The sequence below is a fragment of the Tepidiforma bonchosmolovskayae genome (assembly GCF_008838325.1).
GTDB classification, from domain to species: Bacteria; Chloroflexota; Dehalococcoidia; order Tepidiformales; family Tepidiformaceae; genus Tepidiforma; species Tepidiforma bonchosmolovskayae.
In genome coordinates this window covers 2,093,722-2,113,036 of record NZ_CP042829.1, presented here as the reverse complement: position 1 = coordinate 2,113,036, position 19,315 = coordinate 2,093,722, and the positions used below count along the sequence as shown (strand labels likewise).

The 19,315-nt window shown below is 69.9% G+C and carries 18 protein-coding genes; 4 read left to right on the top strand and 14 right to left on the bottom strand.

Annotated elements, in window-relative coordinates; translation table 11 throughout:
• Positions 1–54: 54 nt before the first annotated feature.
• The 10 genes from Tbon_RS10550 to Tbon_RS10505 form a co-directional block, all read right to left on the bottom strand.
• Positions 55–1,032 (bottom strand): alpha/beta fold hydrolase, encoded by a 978-nt coding sequence (locus Tbon_RS10550; protein WP_158067668.1) that lies wholly within the window; start codon positions 1,030–1,032, stop codon positions 55–57.
• Positions 1,029–2,345: a CaiB/BaiF CoA transferase family protein gene (locus tag Tbon_RS10545; protein ID WP_158067667.1), complete on the bottom strand. Its 1,317-nt coding sequence runs from the start codon at positions 2,343–2,345 to the stop codon at positions 1,029–1,031. Before Tbon_RS10545 ends, Tbon_RS10550 begins: the two co-directional genes overlap by 4 nt.
• Positions 2,342–3,544, bottom strand: a complete 1,203-nt coding sequence (locus tag Tbon_RS10540) for a CaiB/BaiF CoA transferase family protein (protein ID WP_158067666.1) — start codon at positions 3,542–3,544, stop codon at positions 2,342–2,344. Before Tbon_RS10540 ends, Tbon_RS10545 begins: the two co-directional genes overlap by 4 nt.
• Before the next feature lie 77 nt (positions 3,545–3,621).
• Complete coding sequence (locus Tbon_RS10535; protein WP_158067665.1) at positions 3,622–4,278, bottom strand: class F sortase; 657 nt, start codon at positions 4,276–4,278, stop codon at positions 3,622–3,624.
• On the bottom strand, positions 4,275–4,988 hold the full coding sequence (locus Tbon_RS10530) for an ABC transporter ATP-binding protein (RefSeq protein ID WP_158067664.1): 714 nt from the start codon (positions 4,986–4,988) through the stop codon (positions 4,275–4,277). Before Tbon_RS10530 ends, Tbon_RS10535 begins: the two co-directional genes overlap by 4 nt.
• Positions 4,975–5,877: an ABC transporter ATP-binding protein gene (locus Tbon_RS10525; protein WP_158067663.1), complete on the bottom strand. Its 903-nt coding sequence runs from the start codon at positions 5,875–5,877 to the stop codon at positions 4,975–4,977. Before Tbon_RS10525 ends, Tbon_RS10530 begins: the two co-directional genes overlap by 14 nt.
• The gene (locus Tbon_RS10520; protein ID WP_225734601.1) at positions 5,874–7,019 is read right to left on the bottom strand and encodes a branched-chain amino acid ABC transporter permease; all 1,146 of its coding nucleotides are present in this window, start codon (positions 7,017–7,019) and stop codon (positions 5,874–5,876) included. The genes Tbon_RS10525 and Tbon_RS10520 overlap by 4 nt, the downstream gene beginning before the upstream one ends.
• Entirely contained in the window at positions 7,012–7,968 is a 957-nt protein-coding gene (locus Tbon_RS10515) for a branched-chain amino acid ABC transporter permease (RefSeq protein WP_158067662.1), read from the bottom strand. The genes Tbon_RS10520 and Tbon_RS10515 overlap by 8 nt, the downstream gene beginning before the upstream one ends.
• 98 nt (positions 7,969–8,066) lie before the next feature.
• A complete protein-coding gene (locus Tbon_RS10510; protein WP_158067661.1) occupies positions 8,067–9,302 on the bottom strand; it encodes a branched-chain amino acid ABC transporter substrate-binding protein in 1,236 nt (411 codons plus the stop codon).
• A 141-nt stretch (positions 9,303–9,443) separates the two neighbouring features.
• A complete protein-coding gene (locus Tbon_RS10505; protein ID WP_192497923.1) occupies positions 9,444–9,794 on the bottom strand; it encodes a rhodanese-like domain-containing protein in 351 nt (116 codons plus the stop codon).
• A 115-nt stretch (positions 9,795–9,909) separates the two neighbouring features.
• Between Tbon_RS10505 and Tbon_RS10500 the strand changes: the two genes are divergently transcribed.
• The 3 genes from Tbon_RS10500 to Tbon_RS10490 all read left to right on the top strand — a co-directional run bounded on the left by Tbon_RS10500 (position 9,910) and on the right by Tbon_RS10490 (position 12,406).
• On the top strand, positions 9,910–10,410 hold the full coding sequence (locus Tbon_RS10500) for a hemerythrin domain-containing protein (RefSeq protein ID WP_158067659.1): 501 nt from the start codon (positions 9,910–9,912) through the stop codon (positions 10,408–10,410).
• 71 nt (positions 10,411–10,481) lie between these two features.
• On the top strand, positions 10,482–11,381 hold the full coding sequence (locus Tbon_RS10495) for an SDR family NAD(P)-dependent oxidoreductase (protein ID WP_158067658.1): 900 nt from the start codon (positions 10,482–10,484) through the stop codon (positions 11,379–11,381).
• Positions 11,382–11,467: 86 nt separating this feature from the next.
• Positions 11,468–12,406, top strand: coding sequence for an MBL fold metallo-hydrolase (locus Tbon_RS10490; RefSeq protein ID WP_158067657.1), 939 nt, complete (start codon positions 11,468–11,470; stop codon positions 12,404–12,406).
• Here the strand turns inward: Tbon_RS10490 and Tbon_RS10485 are convergent.
• The 3 genes from Tbon_RS10485 to Tbon_RS10475 form a co-directional block, all read right to left on the bottom strand.
• The gene (locus Tbon_RS10485; protein ID WP_158067656.1) at positions 12,403–15,510 is read right to left on the bottom strand and encodes a PAS domain S-box protein; all 3,108 of its coding nucleotides are present in this window, start codon (positions 15,508–15,510) and stop codon (positions 12,403–12,405) included. The two genes, Tbon_RS10490 and Tbon_RS10485, sit on opposite strands and share 4 nt — an antisense overlap.
• 119 nt (positions 15,511–15,629) lie before the next feature.
• On the bottom strand, positions 15,630–17,384 hold the full coding sequence (locus tag Tbon_RS10480; protein ID WP_158067655.1) for an LUD domain-containing protein: 1,755 nt from the start codon (positions 17,382–17,384) through the stop codon (positions 15,630–15,632).
• Positions 17,381–18,100 carry a (Fe-S)-binding protein gene (locus tag Tbon_RS10475; RefSeq protein WP_192497922.1) on the bottom strand — a complete coding sequence of 240 codons (720 nt, stop codon included), beginning with the start codon at positions 18,098–18,100 and terminating at the stop codon, positions 17,381–17,383. The genes Tbon_RS10480 and Tbon_RS10475 overlap by 4 nt, the downstream gene beginning before the upstream one ends.
• 91 nt (positions 18,101–18,191) lie before the next feature.
• On the opposite strand from Tbon_RS10475, the gene Tbon_RS10470 reads away from it, so the two are divergent.
• The gene (locus tag Tbon_RS10470; protein WP_158067653.1) at positions 18,192–18,398 is read left to right on the top strand and encodes a CDGSH iron-sulfur domain-containing protein; all 207 of its coding nucleotides are present in this window, start codon (positions 18,192–18,194) and stop codon (positions 18,396–18,398) included.
• On the opposite strand, the gene Tbon_RS10465 is transcribed toward Tbon_RS10470, so the two are convergent.
• The gene (locus Tbon_RS10465) at positions 18,389–19,207 is read right to left on the bottom strand and encodes an aldo/keto reductase (RefSeq protein WP_158067652.1); all 819 of its coding nucleotides are present in this window, start codon (positions 19,205–19,207) and stop codon (positions 18,389–18,391) included. The genes Tbon_RS10470 and Tbon_RS10465 overlap by 10 nt on opposite strands.
• Positions 19,208–19,315: the final 108 nt, after the last annotated feature.

The window sequence follows — 19,315 nt, the reverse complement described above, 5'->3', positions numbered from 1 at the left end:
TAAACGGTGCGCAAATTGTGCGGACGGTTGAGTAGCCGCCGGGTGGCGGAAGAGTTACGGGGCCGCCCGGGCGTCGATGTCGCGCAGGAAGCGGAGGATGGCGCCGGTGACTTCAGCCGGGCGCTCCTGCTGGGTCCAGTGGCCGCACCCTTCGAGGATGGCGAAGACGCGGAGGTCGGGGACGACGTCGCGGAGGCGCTCGATGGCGGGCGGGTTGCGGGCAGGGTCGCGGCTGCCGGTCACGAACAGCGCGGGCTGCCGGACGACTGCGCCAGCGAGGTCGGCGGAGCGCTCCCAATTGCGGTCGACGTTGCGGTACCAGTTGAGCCCGCCGCGGAATCCGCTCAGAGTAAATGCCTCGACGTAGACCTCGAGGTCGGCGGCGGTCAGCCAGGCGGGGAGCTGCGCGGGCGGGGCGAACGAGTCGATGAAGCGGGCGCCGCGGCGGATGGGCCGGAATCGTTCGTCGCGGGGTGCATCGCCGGAGATGGACCAGTAGAAGCCGAGGAGACCGGCACGCACATCGGCTTCGAACTCGGCTTCGGCAACGCCGGGCTGCTGGAAGTAGTCGATGTAGTGGATATGGTCGGGGCCGGCGGCTTCGCGCATGAGCTCCAGCGGAGGCCGGGACGGACGGGCGGCGTGGGGGACGCTGAGCGAGCCGACGGCGCGGACGAGGCCAGGGTAGCGCAGGGCGGCGTGCCAGGCGACGGGTGCGCCCCAGTCGTGGCCGATGACGACGGCCGGGCCGGCACCGGCCCAGCGGACGAGGGCGGCGACATCGGCGGCGAGGCTTTCGAGGTCGTACGCCTCGACAGGAGCAGGGGCGCTGCTGGCGCCGTAGCCGCGCTGGTTGGGCACGATGACGCGGTAGCCGGCGGCAGCGAGCGGGCCGACCTGGTGGCGCCAGGAGTACGCCAGCTCGGGGAAGCCGTGGAGGAGGATGACCGCCGGCCCGGCGCCGGCCTCGAAGAGCTCGAGGTTGACGCCGGGCGCGACGGTCACGAGGCGGCGTTCGGTGCCCGGGATCATGCGGTGGCGATGACCTCGGGGTCGAAGGTGGTCGCGATATGGCCGGCGGCGGCGAGCCGCTCGATCTCCTCGTCGGAGAGGCCGAGGACCTCGCGGTAGACGTAGTCGTTATGTTCACCGAAGAGGCACGGCGGCGTGCGAAGGTCGACATCCGACTTCGAGAAGCGGTAGGCGGGGCGGAGCCAGTCGACCTCGGGGTAGTCCTCGGTGGCGGGGAGGCGCTTCCAGGCGCCGGTCGCCGCGAGGTGGGGGTCTTCGGCTGCCTCTTTGGCGTTGAGGACCGGGCCGGCCGTGACGCCTGCCTGCTGGAGGGCGTGGAAGAGCTCATCGCGGTCGCGCGTGGCGGTCCACTCGGCGAGGCGTTCTTCGATCATGTCCTGTGCGGCGGCCCGGCCCTCGGCGGTGGCGAGTTCGGGTGCGGTGGCCCAGGGCGGGCTGCCCATGAAGGCGACGAGGGCCCGCCATTCGGCGTCATCGCGGCAGGAGATGCAGATCCAGCGGTCGCTGCCGGCCGCGGGGAAGACGCCGCTGGGGACGTAGCCTTCGATCGAGCGGTTGCCGATGGTGCGCTGTTCGCGGCCGTTCCAGGCGGCATCGAGGGCGGCCTGGGGGAACATGTGGGCGGAGGATTCGACCTGGGCCATTTCGATGACCTGGCCCTCGCCGGTGCGGCGGCGGTGGCGGAGGGCGGCCATCACCGCGACGGCGCCGTGCATGCCGCCCCAGTAGTCGCCGGCGAAGATGCTGACGTTATCGACCGGGGCGGTGTCGCGGTAGCCGCGGAGGATGGTGGAGCCTGCGACGCTGTCGATATGGGCGCCGTAGCCGCGGCCTTCCACGTACTTGCCGGTGCGACCGAAGGCGGGCATGTGGAGGATGATGATGTCGGGGCGGACGGCGCGGATGGCGTCGTCGTCGAGGCCGAGCTTTTCGAGCGTCCCGATGGCGAGGTTCTCGGCGAGGATGTCGCTGATGGCGATGAGCTGCCTGACGATGGCGAGCCCCTCGGGGCGGCGGCTGTCGACCGTGAAGGATTTCTTGTTGCGCAGCACCTGGATGAAGGCGGGGCTGTTATTCCAGGGCCGGGGGCCGGGCTCCGGGGGATGGCCGGCGATCCAGGGCGGCATGAGCTGGGCCATCATGGCGTTCATGCGCGGGCTGGCGGCGCGGGTCATCGGGTTCCAGATGAAGGGGTTCTCAACCTTGATGCACTCCGCGCCGAGGTCGGCGAGGTACATGGTGGCCGTCTGGCCGGCCCAGACGGCGGTAAAGTCGCAGATTCGGATGCCCTGCAGGGGAAGGGGTGCGCTCATGCGATGACTCCGGCAGCAGCGAGGGTGTCAATGGCGGCGGGTTCGAAGCCCGCCTCCTGGAGGATGGTGCGGGTGTGCTCGCCGAGGCGCGGCGCGGCGGAACGGATGCGCCAGGGCGTCTTCTCGAAAATGTAGGGGCGGCCGAGCATTGGAAGCTCGCCGAGCTCGGGGTGCTGGATGGTGGTCCAGAGGCCGCGTTCGCGGAAGTTCTCGTCGTTCCGGAGGTCGAGGCCGGTGTAGAGGGGGCCGCACATCACATGGTGTTCGCGGGCGGCTTCCCAGACCTCGGCGCGGGTGCGTTCGAGCATCCAGGGGATGACGATGGCGTCGACGGCCTCGCGGGCGCCGGGCTGGAGGGCGGCGAGGGGGCTATCGAGCGCGGGGTCCTTGAGGGATTCGTCGCCGATCATTTCGACGAAGCGGCGCCAGTAGGTGCCGGGCAGGGCGGCGATTTCGACGTAGCCGTCGGCGACGGGGTAAATGCCGCCGGCGAGGCCGGAGATGTGGGAGGCGGGCCGGTCCTGGACGCGGCCGGAGAAGCGGTAGGCGAGGATGCTGGAGCTGCGGCGGTCGATGTTGTTGACCTGGACGTTGAAGCAGGGGACATCGACGAGCTGGCCGACGCCGTGGACCTCGTACGCGGTAAGGGCGCCCATGGCGGCGACGGCGGCCATGGCGCCGCACTGGAGCGTGGCCGCGGTGCCGCCGAGCTTGAGCGGTTCGCGATGCAGCAGCCCGTGGCTGTACATCTCGGCGCCCATGGCGTAGACGACGAGGTCGTCGAGCGAGTAGTCGCGGTAGGGCCCCTCGTGGCCGAAGTTCGTGATGGCGACGACGGGGATGTCGCGGTAGCCGGAAAGGGTGGCGTAGTCGATGCCGAGGGCTTTTTCGACGCGGGGCGGCGAGGCGGTGACGACGAGGTCGGCGCGCTGGACAAGTGCGCGGACGACGTCGCGGGCCTCGGGCCGCTTGAGGTCGAGGACGATCGACTCCTTATTGGTGTTGAGGTACTGGAAGGTTGCGCTGCGGTCGGGGCCGGGTTCGTCGCCGAGGAAGGGCGGGAGGTTGCGGGCGGGGTCGCCGCCGGGGCGCTCGACTTTGATGACCCGTGCGCCGAGGTCGGCGAGGAGCTTCGTGCAGTAGGGGCCTGCGATGTGACTGGAGAAATCGAGGATGGTGACGCCCTGCAGTGCGTCCATGCTGCCTCCGCGAAGGGGTGTGTGCTGCCGCCGAGATTCTGCCGGATTCGTGCCCTGTCTGTCCCGCGATGGAGCCGTCAGCGCGGGATGGTGCGCTCGGCGACGAGGATGACCCGGCTATCGTACTCGCCGCCGCCGCCCGGTCGAGGGACGAAGGTGCCCCCGCAGGAGATGAGCGTGACGCGCTCGCGCTCAAGGGGGAGGAATGGGAAGACGACCGCATCCATATCGAGGTCGGACAGGCGGACGATATCGACGGAGACGACGGTGTAGGCGTAGACGAGGCCGTTATCCATGAGGACGGAGACGGCGTCGCCGGGCCGGACGGCGGTGAGGCGCGCGAAGGGGCCCGGACCGTAGCCGACGTAGTCGATGTGCGCGGCAAAGATGCTGTTTGCGGCAGGAAATCCAGGACGGCCGAAGCGTGGATACCAGGCGATGGCGTCCGGGCGGGACGGGTCTTCGAAGGCCTCGCGGCCGGCGACGATGGCGGTGTCGCGGACCTCGACGGGGAAGCGGCCATCGACACCGGCGGCGGGGATGACCAGGGCGGCAACCTGGCCGGCGTACGGGGGCACGGGCGTGGGGGTGGGCGTGGGGTCGCCGGCGGCGACATTGGGGATGACGGCCCGCGGGACGAGCCGGGGCTGGTCGCCGGCGGCGGATGCGGCGGCCGCCGCGCCCACCATCAGCAGGAACGTCGGCGCGAGGAGTGCGAGGCGGCGGAGGTTCATGCCTCGCCGAGGTAGGCCCGGCGAACCGAGTCGTCGCGGCTGAGCTCGGCGCCGGTGCCGCTGAGGGTGATTTCGCCCGATTCGATGACGTAGGCGCGGTCGGCGATTTCGAGCGCCATGAGGGCGTTCTGTTCGACGAGGAGGACGGTGGCGCCTTCGCGCCGGATGGACTGGATGGTTTCGAAGATCGTTTCGACGAGGACGGGGGAGAGGCCCATCGAGGGCTCGTCGAGGAGGAGGAGCCGTGGGCGGGCCATGAGGGCGCGGCCGATGGCGAGCATCTGCTGTTCGCCGCCGGAGAGGGTGCCGCCGGGCTGGCGGAGGCGCTCCTTGAGACGGGGGAAGAGGCGGTAGACGCGCTCAAGGTCCGCCTGGAGTTCGGCGGCATCGCTGCGGGTGTACGCGCCCATGAGGAGGTTTTCGTAGACGGTAAGGCTGTGGAAGATGCCGCGCCCTTCGGGGACGTGCGAGAGGCCGAGGCGGACGATGGCGTGGGGCTGGAGGCGGTCGATCCGCTGGCCGGCGAAGGTGACCTGGCCGCCGCGGGGGCGGATGACGCCGGAGATAGCGCGGAGGGTGGTGGATTTTCCGGCGCCGTTGGAGCCGATGAGGGTGACGATTTCGCCTTCGTCGACGTGGAGGGTGATGCCTTTGACGGCGGTGATGGCGCCGTAGCCGGCGCGGAGGTCGCGGACGTCAAGGAGCGGCATGGCCGCCTCCCTGGATGGCTCGGGTGCCGAGGTAGGCTTCGATGACGGTCGGGTTGCGCTGGATGGCCGCGGGCGGGCCCTCGGCGATCTTCCGGCCGTAATCGAGGACGGTGATGTTTTCGCAGACGCCCATGACGACGCGCATCTGGTGTTCGATGAGGATGACGGTGGTGGCGAACTCGTCGCGGATGCGGCGGATGAGGCTGACCATGGCGCCGGCCTCCTGCGGGTTCATGCCGGCGGTCGGCTCGTCGAGGAGGAGGAGGGAGGGGCGGGTGGCGAGGGCCCGGGCGATTTCGAGGCGGCGCTGGTCGCCGTACGGGAGGTTGCGGGCGAGGTCGTTCTCGCGGCCGCGGAGGCCGACGGCGGCGAGCAGGTCGCGGGCGCGGGCGACGGCCGCAGCCTCGGCGGCGCGAACGCGCGGAGGGCGGACGATCGCGCCGGCGATTTCGATGACGCCGTTCATTGCGGCGCGCGGAAATCCGCGGAGGATAAGGAGCCTTTCGATGGCGGTGGGGTAGACGGGGCGGCGGGTGCTCAGGATATCGGTGCCGCCGACGGCGATGTGCTGGTGCTCTCCGACGAGGACGTTCTCGAGGACCGTCATGTTGGCGAAGAGGCGGATGTTCTGGAACGTGCGCGCGACGCCGAGGCCGGTAATGACGTGGGGCGGGAGCCCGTCGATGCGCTGACCGGTGAGGTAGATGGCGCCGGAGGTGGGCCGGTAGAAGCCGGTGAGGCAGTTGAAGAAGGTGGTCTTTCCGGCGCCGTTGGGGCCGATGAGGCCATGAATCTCGCCGGGCGGCACGCGGACGGTGACATCGGCAAGGGCAGTGAGGCCTTCGAACTGCATGCCGAGGCCATCGACGACCAGTTCGGCGGCGGTCATGCGGCGCTCACCGGGGCGGATGGTTCAGCTTCGTCGTGCGCGAACTCGAGGCGGCGGCGGGAGGAGGGCCAGAGCCCCGAGGGACGGACGACCATGACGATGACGAGGAGGGCGCCGAAGATGATGAAGCGGGTGTCGTCGGCGAGCCGGGCGCCCCATGTTTCGGCAGGGGGCAGGCGCCCGATGGAGCCGGGCAGGGCGGCATCGAACGCGCCGATGAGCCCGTTCAGGCCATCGCGCAGCCACTCGAGGCGCGCGAGGAAGTCGCCGGTTTCGCGGAACTGGAGGATGCGGGGGATGCCGATGAGGATGAGCGACCCGAGGATGACGCCGGGAGTGCTGCCCATGCCGCCGATGATGACGATGGCGAGGACATCGATGGAGACCTGGAGGGAGAACGCGGCGGGGCTGATGAAACCGATGAAGGAGGCGTAGATGACGCCGCCGAGGCCGCCGATGGCGGCGCCGGTGGCGAAGGCGAGAAGCTTGTACTTGGTGGTGTTGACGCCCATGGCGGCGGCGACGTCCTCGTCCTCGCGGATGGCCTCCCAGGCGCGGCCAATGCGGGAGTCGCGGAGGCGGGCGGTGCAGAAGCCGACGAGGACGGCGGCAGCGATCACGAAATAGAACCACGCAGTGAAGGAGTCGATGCGGTAGCCGAAGAGCTCCGGTCGGGGGATGGCGGAAAGGCCCTGGGAACCGCGGGTGAGGTCGTCGCGGTTGATGAGGAAGAGGCGGATGATTTCGCCGAAGCCGAGGGTGACGATAGCGAGGTAGTCGCCGCGGAGCGGGAGGACGGGGAGGCCGAGGAGCAGCCCGACGCCGGAGGCGATCAGGACACCGAGGGGGAGGATGAGCCAGAAGTTGAGGCCGGAGTCGATCGGCGAGCCGGGCGAGGTAAGGAGACCCATGGTGTAGGCCCCGGCCGCGAAGAAGGCGACGTAGCCGAGGTCGAGCAGGCCGGCGAGGCCGACCACAACGTTCAGGCCGAGGCCGAGGACCACGAAGAGGCCGACGAAGACGAGCATCTGGACCCAGACATCGGAGAGGGCGAACGGCAGCAGGCAGACGAGCGCGACGAAGAGCGGCCAGCGGATGCGGAGGGCGGTGCGGGCCCAGGCGGGGGCAGGGGTATCAGGCACGGGTAGTGCTCCGCTGGGCGAAGATGCCGGTCGGGCGGAAGATGAGGATGGCGACGAGCAGGGTGAAGGCGATGACGTCGCGCCACTGGTTACCGAGGTTGATGCCCGGGAGTTCGTTCAGCAGTTCGCGGCCGACGGTTTCGGCGAGGCCGAGGGCGTAGCCGCCGGCCATGGCGCCGGGGATGCTGCCGATGCCGCCGAGGACAGCGGCAGTGAACGCCTTGATGCCCGGGATGAAGCCCATGGAGCCGCGGATGGTCTGGAAGAAGAGGCCGTAGAGGACGCCGGCTACGCCGGCCATTGCCGCGCCGAGGATGAAGACGAAGACGATGGTGCGGTTGACATCGACGCCCATGAGGGAGGCGTTGGTGGGGTTTTCGGCGACGGCGCGGATGGCGCGGCCGAGGCGGGTCCGCTGGATGATGGCGTAGAGGACGGCCATCATGGCGACGGAGCTGGCGATGAGGAAGAGCTGGATGTAGGTGATTTCGAATGGGCCGACGGCCACGGAGCCCCGGGGGAAGATATCGGGGTAGAACTTCGCGCGGGCGGAGGTCTGTTCGAGGACGAGGTACTGGAGGAAGATGGAGACGCCGATGGCGCTGATGAGCGGAGCGAGGCGGGGGGCGTTCCGGAGGGGGCGGTAGGCGAGCCGTTCGATGACGACGGAGGCGCTGACCGAGGCGGCCATGGCGACGATGATGGCCCCGAGGATGGCGAGGGCGATGACCGGCCCGGAGATGTCGTTGCCGCCCATGGCGACGAGGGCGCCATAGCCGGCGAAGGAGCCGAGCATGAAGACCTCGCCGTGGGCGAAGTTAATCATCTTGAGGACGCCGTAGACCATCGTGTAGCCGAGCGCGATGAGGGCGTAGAGGCTGCCGGTGGTGAGGCCATTGACGAACTGGTCGGACCAGAAGCTGACGGAGAGGGTGAGCGCGACGGACATGGTCGTTCCTCTGCCGGCGGGCTGACGTGCGGAGAGGCGCCAATCGTGGCGCCTCTCCGCTGCGAATCGGGAGTATGCAGGCTTGCGCCCGGGGAGCGCTACTGCTTGATCTCTTCGAAGGCGCCGTTCTTGACCTGGAAGAGGCTGACGGGCGTCGCGCCGCCGACGTTTTCGCCGCGGGCGTCGAACTTGATCTTGCCGGAGGCGCCATCGAGTTCGGTCTTACGGATCTCCTCGTTCAGCTTCTTGAGGTCGATGACGAGCTTGCCGTCCTTCTCCTCGGCGACCTTTTCGATCGCACGGATGATGACGGTGGCAGCGTCGTAGGCTTCGGCGACGAAGGGGCTGGCGTCGCGCTTGATGCCGGTTTCCTTTTCGAAGAGGTCGCCGAAGGTCTTGTAGGCCTCGCCGGTGTAGACGGGGCTGGGAAGCGAGAGGTAGGCGCCTTCGGCATCGGCGCCGGCGCCCTTGATGAACTCGTCGTTCTTCACGCCGTCGCCGCCGAGGAACTTGACGTCCTTCATCTCGGCGCGGAGCTGCTTGATGAAGGGGGTTGCCTCGGAGTAGAAGCCGGCGAAGTAGACGAGGTCGGGCTTGGCGTTCTTGATGTTGGTTACGACGGCCTTGAAGTCAGTCTGCTTCTTCTCGTACCCCTCGCTGCCGAGGATCTTGCCGCCTTCCTTTTCGTAGGCCGCCTTGAAGGCATCGCGGAGGCCGGTGCCGTAGGCGTCGGTGTCGTAGACGATGTAGGCGGTCTTGGCGCCGAGCGTCTTGTAGGCGAACTTGGCCTGGGCCGGACCCTGGATGTCGTCGGAGTAGGTGGTGCGGAGGAAGGTCTGGAAGACCTGGCCGCGGTCCGGGTAGGTGGGCTTGTGGGCCGTTGAGGACGGCGAGACGTGGGTGATGCCGGCACCTTCGTACTGCGGCTGGGCGGCAACGACGGCGCCGGAGCAGACGGGGCCGACGACGGCGACGACGCCTTCCTGCAGGAGCTGGGTGGCTGCGGAGGCGCCGCCATCGGCCGAGCAGAGGTCGTCCTTGCTGACAACCTGGATGCTGTGGCCCTTGATGGTCTTGCCCTTGGCGGCGAGCTCGACGGCCTTCTGGATGGGCTCGCCGATGCCCTTGAGGTCGCCCGAGAGCGGGCCGGAGTAGCCGATCTTGATGGGCTGGCCGGAGGCGATTTCGACGGTCTTGAAGCCGGCCTTGCCATAGGTGACGCTGCCGCCGCCGGTGTCGTCATCGTCGCCGCCGCAGGCGACGGCGAGGACCATGGCGAAGGCGGCGAGGAGCAGCAGCCAGGCGAACCTGGACCGTCCCTTCCGTTCGGACATGTTGCGTATCCCTCCTCTGTTTCGGCTGCGGTTTACCGGGTGGTAACCCCGGAATACGAGTTCCGCAGTCGCGGAATCCTAGCCATGCCCGGCGCTGATGGTCAAGGCGTGCGCTGACCGGCAGTCGGGGGCCGGGCGCGCTCAGTCGCCCGTGGGGTAGCCGGCTTCGACCCAGGCGAGGGTGCCGCCCTCTACGTTGTAGAGCGGCAGGTCGTCGAGGCCGGCGGCGGTTGCGAACTCGGCGGCGAGTGCGCTGCGCTGCCCGCTGCGGCAGATGAAGAGCACCTCCTTGCCGTTGGCGAACTCGCGGATCTGCCGGACTTCGTTGAGGACGGTGTTGACGGGGATCAGCCGGGCACCTTTGGCGTGGACTTCGACGTACTCGTGCGGCTCGCGGACGTCGATGAGGACGGCTTCGCCGCGGTCGAGTTTTTCCTTTGCCTCGTGGACGGTAATGCGGGTAAACGGCTCGCGGGGGTCCCTGGTGGCCACAGACTGCTCCGGTTTCGTGCGGTGGGATATGGGAAAAGGGTAGCACGGGGTCCAGTAAGTTGCCGGGGCAGCGGGAGGGGGGCACACTCCATGGACCGACAGGGGAGGTGCTCGCATGGACCGCGTCATCGGGCCGTACCGGGAGTGGCGGGCTTCGCTGCGCACCGGTTTGCAGTCGCTGGCGAAGGCGGGCGCAGCGGCCGGGCAGGGCCCGGATGACACGGCGCGCGCTGCCCTGGCGGAGGCGCTGCGCTACGTCGAGGGGACCCTGCTGCCGGCTTCGCTGGCGGAGGAGTTCACGCTCTTCCCGGCTGTGGACGGCGTGCTCGGCCTGACCGGCTCGTGCGGGGTGCTGGAGCAGCAGCACGAGGCGATGCGGCAGATGGCGGGGGACCTCCGGCAGGTGGCCGCGGCGGCGGAGAAGGACGGCGACACGCTCGCATATGGGCGATACCTGCAGCCGCTCCTGTTCGGCCTGTACGGGCTGGCGCGGGCGCACCTCGAGGCCGAGGATGCGGTCTTCCTGCCGCTCCTCGATGAGCACCTGAGCGAGAGCCAGGTGAATGTCCTGGTCGAGAACAGCGAGCGGATCGCCTCGGCGAAGGCGGCCGGCTGAGGGGGTTTTCGCCAACCTTCACGTGAGGGTAAGCTTTCGGGCCATCACGATTCGGCTGTTCGGAGGGCACGATGGCTGGAAGGCTTGCCGGGAAGACGGCGATTGTCACGGGCGCGGGGCGGGGCATCGGGCGGGAGGTGGCGCTGCTGTTCGCGCAGGAGGGGTGCAGGGTGCTGGTGAACGACCTTGGAACGTCGGTCGCGGGCGAAGGCGCGGATGCTTCGCCGGCGGCGCAGACCGTGGCGGAAATCCGGGCCTCCGGGGGCGAGGCGATTGCGCACTTCGGGGATGTGGCGGACCTCGACGCCGCCGAGGACATGGTCCGGACCGTGCTGAACGAGTGGGGCCAGCTCGACATCCTCGTGAACGTTGCCGGCATCCTGCGCGACCGGATGGTGTTCAACATGACGGAGGAGGAGTGGGACGCGGTCGTGCGGGTGCATATGAAGGGCACGTTCGCAACGACGAAGTTCGCCTCGCTGCACTGGCGGCAGGCGCGGAACGGCGGGCGGCTGATCAACTTCACCTCGGGGTCGGGGCTGTTCGGCGCGCCGGGCCAGCCGAATTACGCGGCGGCGAAGATGGGCATCTGGGGTTTCACGCTCAGCTGCGCGCGGGCGCTGGGGCGGTACGGCGTGACGGCGAACTCGATTGCTCCCGGCGCGGCGACACGGATGACCGACACGGTCCCGGCGGAGCGTTCGGCGCAGGGGCCGAACCGGGTGACTTCGGACGCGGCTAAGGGGACGGAGCGCGACCCGGCGAACATCGCGCCGCCGCTCGTCTACCTCGCAAGCGACGCCGGCGGCTGGATTTCGGGCCGGTGTTTCGGGATCGCGGGGTACCGGATCACGCTGTACAGCAACATCGCGCCGCAGGTCGTGCTGCAGGGCTCGAAGATGTGGACGGTCGATGAGCTGTTCGAGCGGATGGAGCCGACGTTCAAGCCGTTCATCCAGCCGGTCCAGTAGGCGCAGGGCTGCCGCCAGGGCGGCGGGGTGATCGGCGGCGCCGGCGGCGGTAGACTCCAGCGGACCACGCCGGAGGGGAGTACACGGTGTCGACGCAGCTGCCGGGTCCGCACGACGAGGTGCCGCCGCCGACCATCGAAGAGGTCAGCCCGGGGATCTACGCCTACATCCAGCTCGATGGGAGCTGGTTCCTGAACAATGCCGGCTGCATTGTGGGGAGCCGGTCGGCGACGGTCATCGACACGACCGGGACGGAGCGCCGGGCGCGGGCGTTCCATGCTGCGGTGCGGGAGGTGACGCAGCTCCCGGTCAGCGCGCTGATCAATACCCACAGCCACGGCGACCACACGCACGGGAACTTCATGTTTGCGCCGGCGAGCGCCATCATCGCGAGCGAACGGTGCAGGCAGGAGATTCTCGCAGCCGGACATGCGGCCTACGCCCTGTTCCCGATGGTGGACTTCGGGGAGTGCCCGCTGACGCCGCCGACGGTGACCTTCGACGACCGGCTGACGGTGTACGTCGACGACCTGCGCGTGGAGCTGCTGTACCTTGGGCCGGCGCACACGACGAGCGACATCGTGGCGTGGATCCCGGAGCGGAAGCTGCTGTTCAGCGGCGACCTGGTGTTCAACGGAGGGACGCCGTTCGCGCTCGGCGGGTCGGTCGGGGGCTGGCTCGATGCGATGGACCGGCTCGAGGCGCTGGGGGCAGAGACGATTGTCCCGGGGCACGGCCCGGTGGCGGGTCCGGAGGTGCTCGGCCAGGTGCGGCGGTACCTCGAATGGCTGCAGGCCGTGGGCCGGGAGGGCTTCGAGCGAGGGGTGCCGCCGCTGGAGCTGGCGCAGGGGCTGGATTTCGGCGAGTTCGCGGACTGGCACGACCGGGAGCGGATTGTGCCGAATCTGCACCGGGTGTACAGCGAGCTCCGGGGTGAGCCGCGCGGCACGCCGCTCGACTACCGGCAGATGTTTGCGGAGATGCTGGCGTTCAACGGAGGCAGGCCGCTCCGCTGCCTGGCCTAGGTCTGCGACTGGAGGGCGGCGCGAACCGTTTCGATCAGGTCCTGGGGGCGGTAGGGCTTCTGGATGAAGCCGGCGAGCCCTGTGCCGGCGAAGCGGTCGGCGGCGTCCTGCTCGCTATAGCCGGAGGTGAGGATGACGCGCACCCCCGGGTCGAGCCGTCGGAGCTCGCGGAAGGTCTCTTCGCCGTCCATGGCGGGCATGGTCAGGTCGAGGAGGACGAGGTCGATGCCCGGGCGCTCGCGGTAGAGGGCGACGGCCTCGGCGCCGTCGGCGGCGAGGAGCACAGTGAAGCCGGAAAGCTCCAGCATGCGGCGGGTGACGGCGCGCACGGTTTCGTCGTCGTCGACGACGAGGATGACTGCGCGGGGCAGGGGCGTCGACGCCGTTTCGGGAGCCGGGGCCGGGCCAGGCGGGGCAGGGGGGCCAGCAGCGGGGAAGAGGATCGTGAAGGTCGTGCCGCGGCCGGGTGCGGTGGAGAGTTTGATCGCCCCGCGGTGGCTGCGGACGATGCCGAGGACGGCGGCGAGGCCGAGCCCGCGTCCGGTGAACTTCGTCGTGAAGAAGGGATCGAAGATGCGTGCGGCGGTCTCGGCGTCCATGCCGATGCCGGTATCGGCGACCTCGAGGTAGACGTACTGGCCTTCGGGAAGGTCGTCGTCCATGTATGCGGTTTTCAGGTAGGCGGCATCGGCGTCGACGATGCCGGTCGAGACGGAGATGACGCCGGAGCGGTCGCCGATGGCGTCGGAAGCGTTGGTGATAAGGTTCATGATGACCTGGCGGAGCTGGGTCGCATCGCCTTCGATGGCGGGGAGGTCGGGCGCGAAGCGGTACCTCAGGACAGCGCGCTTCGAGACGGAGATTTCGAGAAGGTGCGCCATCTCTTCGACGACGCGGGAGAGGTTGAGCTGCTCGATGACGAACTTGCCCTTGCCGGAGTAGGCGAGCATCTGGCGGGTCAGCTCGGCGGCGCGCTGGGCAGCGGTTTCGATGGCGAGGACGGTCTGCCTTGCGGGCGATTCGGGCGGGAGCTCCATGAGCGCGAGGCCGGCATTGCCCAGGATGGCGACGAGCAGGTTGTTGAAGTCGTGGGCGATGCCGCCGGCGAGGACGCCGAGACTCTCGAGCTTCTGGGTCTGTTGCACCTGGAGGTCGAGGCGGCGGCGCTCCTCTTCGGCGTGGACGAGGTCGGTGGTGTCGAGGGCGGAGAGGATGGTCGCATCGCGGCCGTCGAACTGGAACGGTGAAGCCGCGACGCGGAGGTGGCGGAGCTCGCCGGAACGGGTGGAGATGCGGATGGTAAAGCGGGAGACCTGCTCGAGGCCCTGGAGGCGGCGTTCGAAGTGGCGGAGCATGACGGGGATATCTTCCTCCGCGATGAGGGAGGCAAGGAAGACGGGGGCGAGCAGTTCGTCGCGGGAGTAGCCGGTGAGGCGCTCCATCTCGGCGTTCACAAAGAGTGCATTCCGGCCATCGGAGACCCAGACGGCGGCGGAGACGGCATCGAGGAGATCGCGAAGGCGGGCTTCGCTCTGCTGGAGCGCCTGCTGAGCGCGGACGCGCTCGGTGACGTCGCGGGCGACGCTGCCGATGCCGATGATGTCGCCGGCCGGGCTCCGAAGGGGGAAGTACGAGGAGGAGAGGATGACCGTCGAGCCGTCCCTGCGGCGCCAGGGCCGCTCCATGTCTTCGATGTTTTCGCCGGCGAGCACACGGGAACGCACCCAGTCGCGAAGGGGGAGGGCTTCCGGGTCAAAGAGAAACTCGGTGGTCCGGCCGAGGACCTCCGGTGCCGCGTAGCCAAGGGCCAGTTCGGCGCCGCGGTTCCAGGAGGTGATGCGGCCCTCGAGGTCGGTGGTGACCATGGCGTCACGGGAGAAGGCAACGATGGCGGCGAGACGGGCGTTCTCGGCGGCGGCGCGGTAGATCTCGGTGAGGTCGCGGGTGATAGAGAGGACCGAGGCGATGGCGCCGTCTTCGTCGAATTCGGGGATGAGGTGGGTCTGGCTGTAGGCGCCGGGACCGCGGAAGTCAGACGGGCCTTCGAGCGTGAGGGGCTGGCGGGTTTCGAGGACGGCGGCGACAGCGCGCTCCCACCGTTCGAGCGCCGGGCTGCCGGGGAGGAACTGCGTGGGGCGGAGGCCGGCGACAGTGCGCAGCTCGGCGCCGACGCTGGCGAGGGCGGCCGGATTGGCGTAGATGATGCGGAGGTCGTCATCGAATCGGACGATGAGGTCGGGCGAGTTCTCGGCGAGGGAGCGGAACTCGCGCTCGCGGCGCTGCAGTTCGGCCTCGGCGGCGCGGCGCTGGCGGATGTCGAGGATGGCGCCGCGGATGAGCCGGCGGTCGAAGGGCGGCATGCGGACGAGGCGGACTTCGCAGAGGATGAGGCGGCCGGCGGCGTCCTGGTGGACCCATTCGAACTCCATCGGCTCGCCGGCCAGGGCGCGCTCGAGGCGGGCGCGGGCGAGGTCGTCGGACCGTTCGCCGGAGGGCTGGCGTTCCGGGCTGAGGGCGGCGGGGGATTGCTGGAGCAGCTGCTCGCGGGAGAGTCCGAAGAGGCGACAGGCGTCGTCGTTCGCTTCGACGAAGCGGCCGAGGTCCATGTCGAAGACGACGATGGCGTGGCCCGCGTAATCGAAGATGGAGCGGAAGCGCTGCTCCGCATCGCGGGCGGCGGCGAGGGCTTCCTCGACCGGCGTGTGTTCGAGGATGAAGGTGATGCGGGCCGCGCGGCCGCCGTACGTGATGTCCTGGCCGGCGATGCGGACCTGGAGGATGCGCCCGTCGCGGGTTCGGTGGCGCCAGAAGGCGGGCGGCGGGCCGGGGAGGATGCCATCGACGAACTGGCGGAGGAGGGGCACGTCCTCGGGCGGGAGGATATCTGCGAGGGTCAGCCGCCGGAACTCCTCGGCCGAATACCCGTAGAGGGTGCAGGCGGCGCGGTTGGCTTCGAGGATGCGAAGGGTGCCGCGTTCGAAAACGAGGGCCGGGAGCCGGTGGTCGGCGAAGAAGATGCCGGCGGGGAGTGCGCCGGCGGGGATGGCCAGCGGGGCGGCGTCGGCCTGACCGTTTCGCGGGGTTCGGTCCTCGCTGGATGTCACGTGCGCGTCCTTTTCGTCGCCGGCATCGTACGGGGAATGGTGCGGCAGGACGTCGGGATTTTCCCTATTTTGCTGGATTTTGCCAGAGCTAACCGCGGTTTTGATTACGGCAGTGCGACTTACGCCAGCGGCGGCCGGAGCACGACCGCGTAGTCCTGGGAGCCGTGGATGCCGCGGACGATCACCTTCTCGATGTCCGCGGTTCGGCTCGGGCCGGTGAGGACCAGGGCGTCGTCGCCGCCGAGGAACGGCTCGAGGCCGGCGGGGTGTTCGACGACGGCAGCGGGGTCGACCAGGAGCGTAACGGCCTGGGCGGCGAGGAGCGCCCGGCGGTCGACCGGGCTGCCGGCGAGCAGGACGGACCCGGTGCCGGCCACGGCGGCAGCGGCCTGGAGGACGAGCGACCCGGGGGCGGGCGCTTCGGCGAAGGCCACGCCCAGCGCCCCGGCGCGGAGGCGGAAGCGCTCCGCGGGCGTGGGGGGGAGGACCTCCCCGGGGGCGATGACCGTGCGTTCGGTGCGATCGGGACCGGCCGCCTGGAGGAGCGCCGGGTCGTGCGGTTCGGCGGGTTCCGGGAGGACGCGGGGGTCGGCGCGGTTCGGCGCCGGCGGGCGGAGGAGACGACCGGCGCCGCGCAGGGCGATGCGGGCGAAGGCCGAGGCCGCGCGGGCGCCGACGGGGAGGGAGAAGGCGGCAGCCCAGGCCTGCCAGGCGACGCGTTCGGCGCGGCCGGCGCCGAGCCCGCGGCGCACGGCATCGGCGCGGAGGTCGAGAAGCATGCGGTGGAGCGGGATGCCGACCGGGCAGGCTTCGGTGCAGGCTCCGCAGAGGGAGCTGGCGAAGGGGAGGTCGGCGTACTCGCGGCCGGGCCAGAGAAGCGGGGAGAGGACGGCGCCAATCGGCCCCATGTAGCGCGAGCCGTAGGCGATGCCGCTGACGCTCCGGTAGACGGGGCAGGCGTTCATGCAGGCGCCGCAGCGGATGCAGCGGAGGACGTCGCGGTAGCGGGGGTCGGCGAGGATGCGGGAGCGGCCGTTGTCGACGACGACGACGTGCCGCTCCTGCCCCGGCGGCGGCGAGCCGAGGATATGGGTGAAGGCGGTGAGCGGCTGGGCCGTGGCGCTCGGGGCGAGGACCTGCAGGACGGCGAGGGCAGCGGCCTCGTCGGCGACGATCTTTTCGAGGCCGGTGACGACGATGTGACGGCGCGGGTGGGAGACGCCGAGGGCGACGTTGCCTTCGTTTTCGACGATCGCGATGCGGCCGGAGCCGGCAATGAGCATGTTGGCGCCGGTGATGGCGGCATCGCAGTCTTCGAAGAAACGCCCCACAACATCGCGGATGTGCTGCGAAAGGACGACGGGGTCGTCGGTATCGAGGCTGGCGCCGGCGCGGCGGAGGATGTCGCGAATGCGGCTGCGATTGAGGTGGATGGCAGGGGCGGTGATGTGGCTGGGGCCGCGGCCTTCGAGGTCGACGATGTACTCGCCGATGTCGGTTTCGAGGACGTCGATGCCGTCGGCGCGGAGGGCGTGGGTGAGACCGATCTCCTCGGCGACCATCGATTTCGACTTGGCCACGCGGCGGGCGCCGGCGAGCAGCCGCCGGACGATTTCGACGGCTTCGGCGGCGGTGGCCGCGCGGTGGTAGCCGACGCCGCGGAGCGCGAGCTGCTCGCGGTGCTGGCGGTGGAGCGCTTCGAGGTTCTCGACGGCGGCGGCGCGGGCGGCGGTCGCGCGGGCGCGCGCATCGCCGGGGCCGCGGGCAAGCATGGCGCGGGAGTCCTCGACGAGCTTGCGCATGATGGGCTGGAGGGTAGCGGAGGGGTGCTCAGCGGCGATTTCGCGGCGGGCGCGGTCGCGGAAGGCGGTCATTCGAGCGCCCTCGCGAGGAGTTCGGGGAGGGTCCAGCCTTCGAGCTGGATGCCGAGCCCGGCGGCGCCGGCCTGCAGGTGGGCGAGACAGGAGTAATCGGGGGAGACCACGACCCGGGCGCCGGTCGCGGCGAGCGCCTCGAGCTTCGCCCGCATCATTTCGACGGAGACTTCGGGCTCTTTGACGGCGAAGGTTCCGCCGAAGCCGCAGCACTCCTCTGGGAAGGCGGGTTCGCGGACTTCGAGGCCTTCGATGCGGGCCAGCACGGCGGCGACGGCGGCGGATGCCCCGAGCTCGCGGCGGGAGTGGCAGGATTCATGGAGTGCAACGACGCCGGGAAGGCGGAGGCCAAGCCGTTCGAAACCCGGGTGGCGGGCGACGTAGGTCGGGAAGTCGACGAACCGGCTGGCGATGGCGGCAGCGGCAGCGGAGCGCGGGGGCTCCCAGAGCGCGGGGAGGTAGTGGCGCACCATCGCGGTGCAGGAGCCGGACGCTGTGACGATGGCGGCGTGCGCGCGGGCGGCGCGGAGCAGCTGGCGGCCGACGGCCCGGGCTTCGCTCCGAAAGCCGCTGTTGAAGGCCGGCTGGCCGCAGCAGCGGCCGTCGATGAGGGTGACCACATCGCCGAGGGCTTCGAGGACGCGGCGGGCACTGGCGGCGTCGCCGGGGCGGAGGGCCTGCAGGTAGCAGGGGTCGAACAGCGCGACGGCAGCCATGCCGGGCATTGTACGGCGGCGTGGTTTGCGCCGGCGGCGGGCAGGCGGGGAAAATTTTCGCAGAACGCAGCATCGAAAAGGAGTCGACAGGATGGCAGAGACGACGATCACTGTCCGGGATAACGGCCCGTATATTGTCCGCGGCGAGTTTACGGTGGTTGACGCGGAGGGAAAGGCCTTCGAGAAGAAGGACGTGGTGGCGCTTTGCCGGTGCGGGCACTCGGCGACGAAGCCGTTCTGCGACGGGGCGCACCAGCGGGAGGGGTTCAGCTCCGCGCCGCGGGCCGGTCAGTCGTAGAGCGCTGCCGCGGCCCGCTCCAGCTCCCGCATCTCGGCGGGGCTCATCGGGACGAAGGCTTCGACGGCGGCGACATTGGCGCGGATGCGGTCGGGGTACCGGGCGCCGGGGATGACGACCGAGACCGCCGGGCAGGTGAGCACGTAGCGGAGGAGGTTGGCGGGGGTGAGGGGCCCGGCTTCGCCGCGCGCCATCCGGCCGCGGATGGCGCTGGTCCGCCCCGAGCCGCCGAGGGGCCGCATGACGATGACCGCGACGCCGCGGTCCGCGGCGAGTTCGAGCACGGGAAGCGACTCCGGGTAGAAGGCCGAGTATTCGAGCATGATGGCGGCGAAGGCGCCGGATGCAATTGCAAGGCGGGCGACTTCGAGGCTGTGCGTTGAGATGCCGATGAAACGGATGGCTCCGCGGTCGACGGCGTCGCGGAGGCCTTCGAGCGCGCCGCCGGGGGCCATCACCTGCGCCCACGCCTCCGGGGTCGAGACATCGTGGAGCTGGTAGAGGTCGATCGTCTCGCGGCCGAGCACCTGCCGGGAGCGGTCGATTTCGTACTGGGCGCTTGCGGCGGTCCGGCGGAAGGTCTTGCTGGCAAGGAAGACTTCGGCGGCGGGCCGCTCTCGGAGGACGCTGCCGAGGAGGTATTCGGAGCCTTCGTAGTCACGGGCGGTATCGATGAAGCGGATGCCGGCATCGAGGGCAGCGCGGACGGTTGCCTCGGCCTCGGGGGAGTGGGGCGTGTCCATAGCGCCGAGGCCGAGCACCGGGAGTTCGAAGCCGGCGGCGCCGAAGGGGCGAAGGGGGATGGGCATGGGGCCAGTGTACGGCGCGAGGCGGGACAGGAGCGGCGGGTTCGGTGTACGCTGCCGGTTGGCCGAACCGGGTTCGGCCGCAACACCTGAGACAGCGAGGTCGTTGAC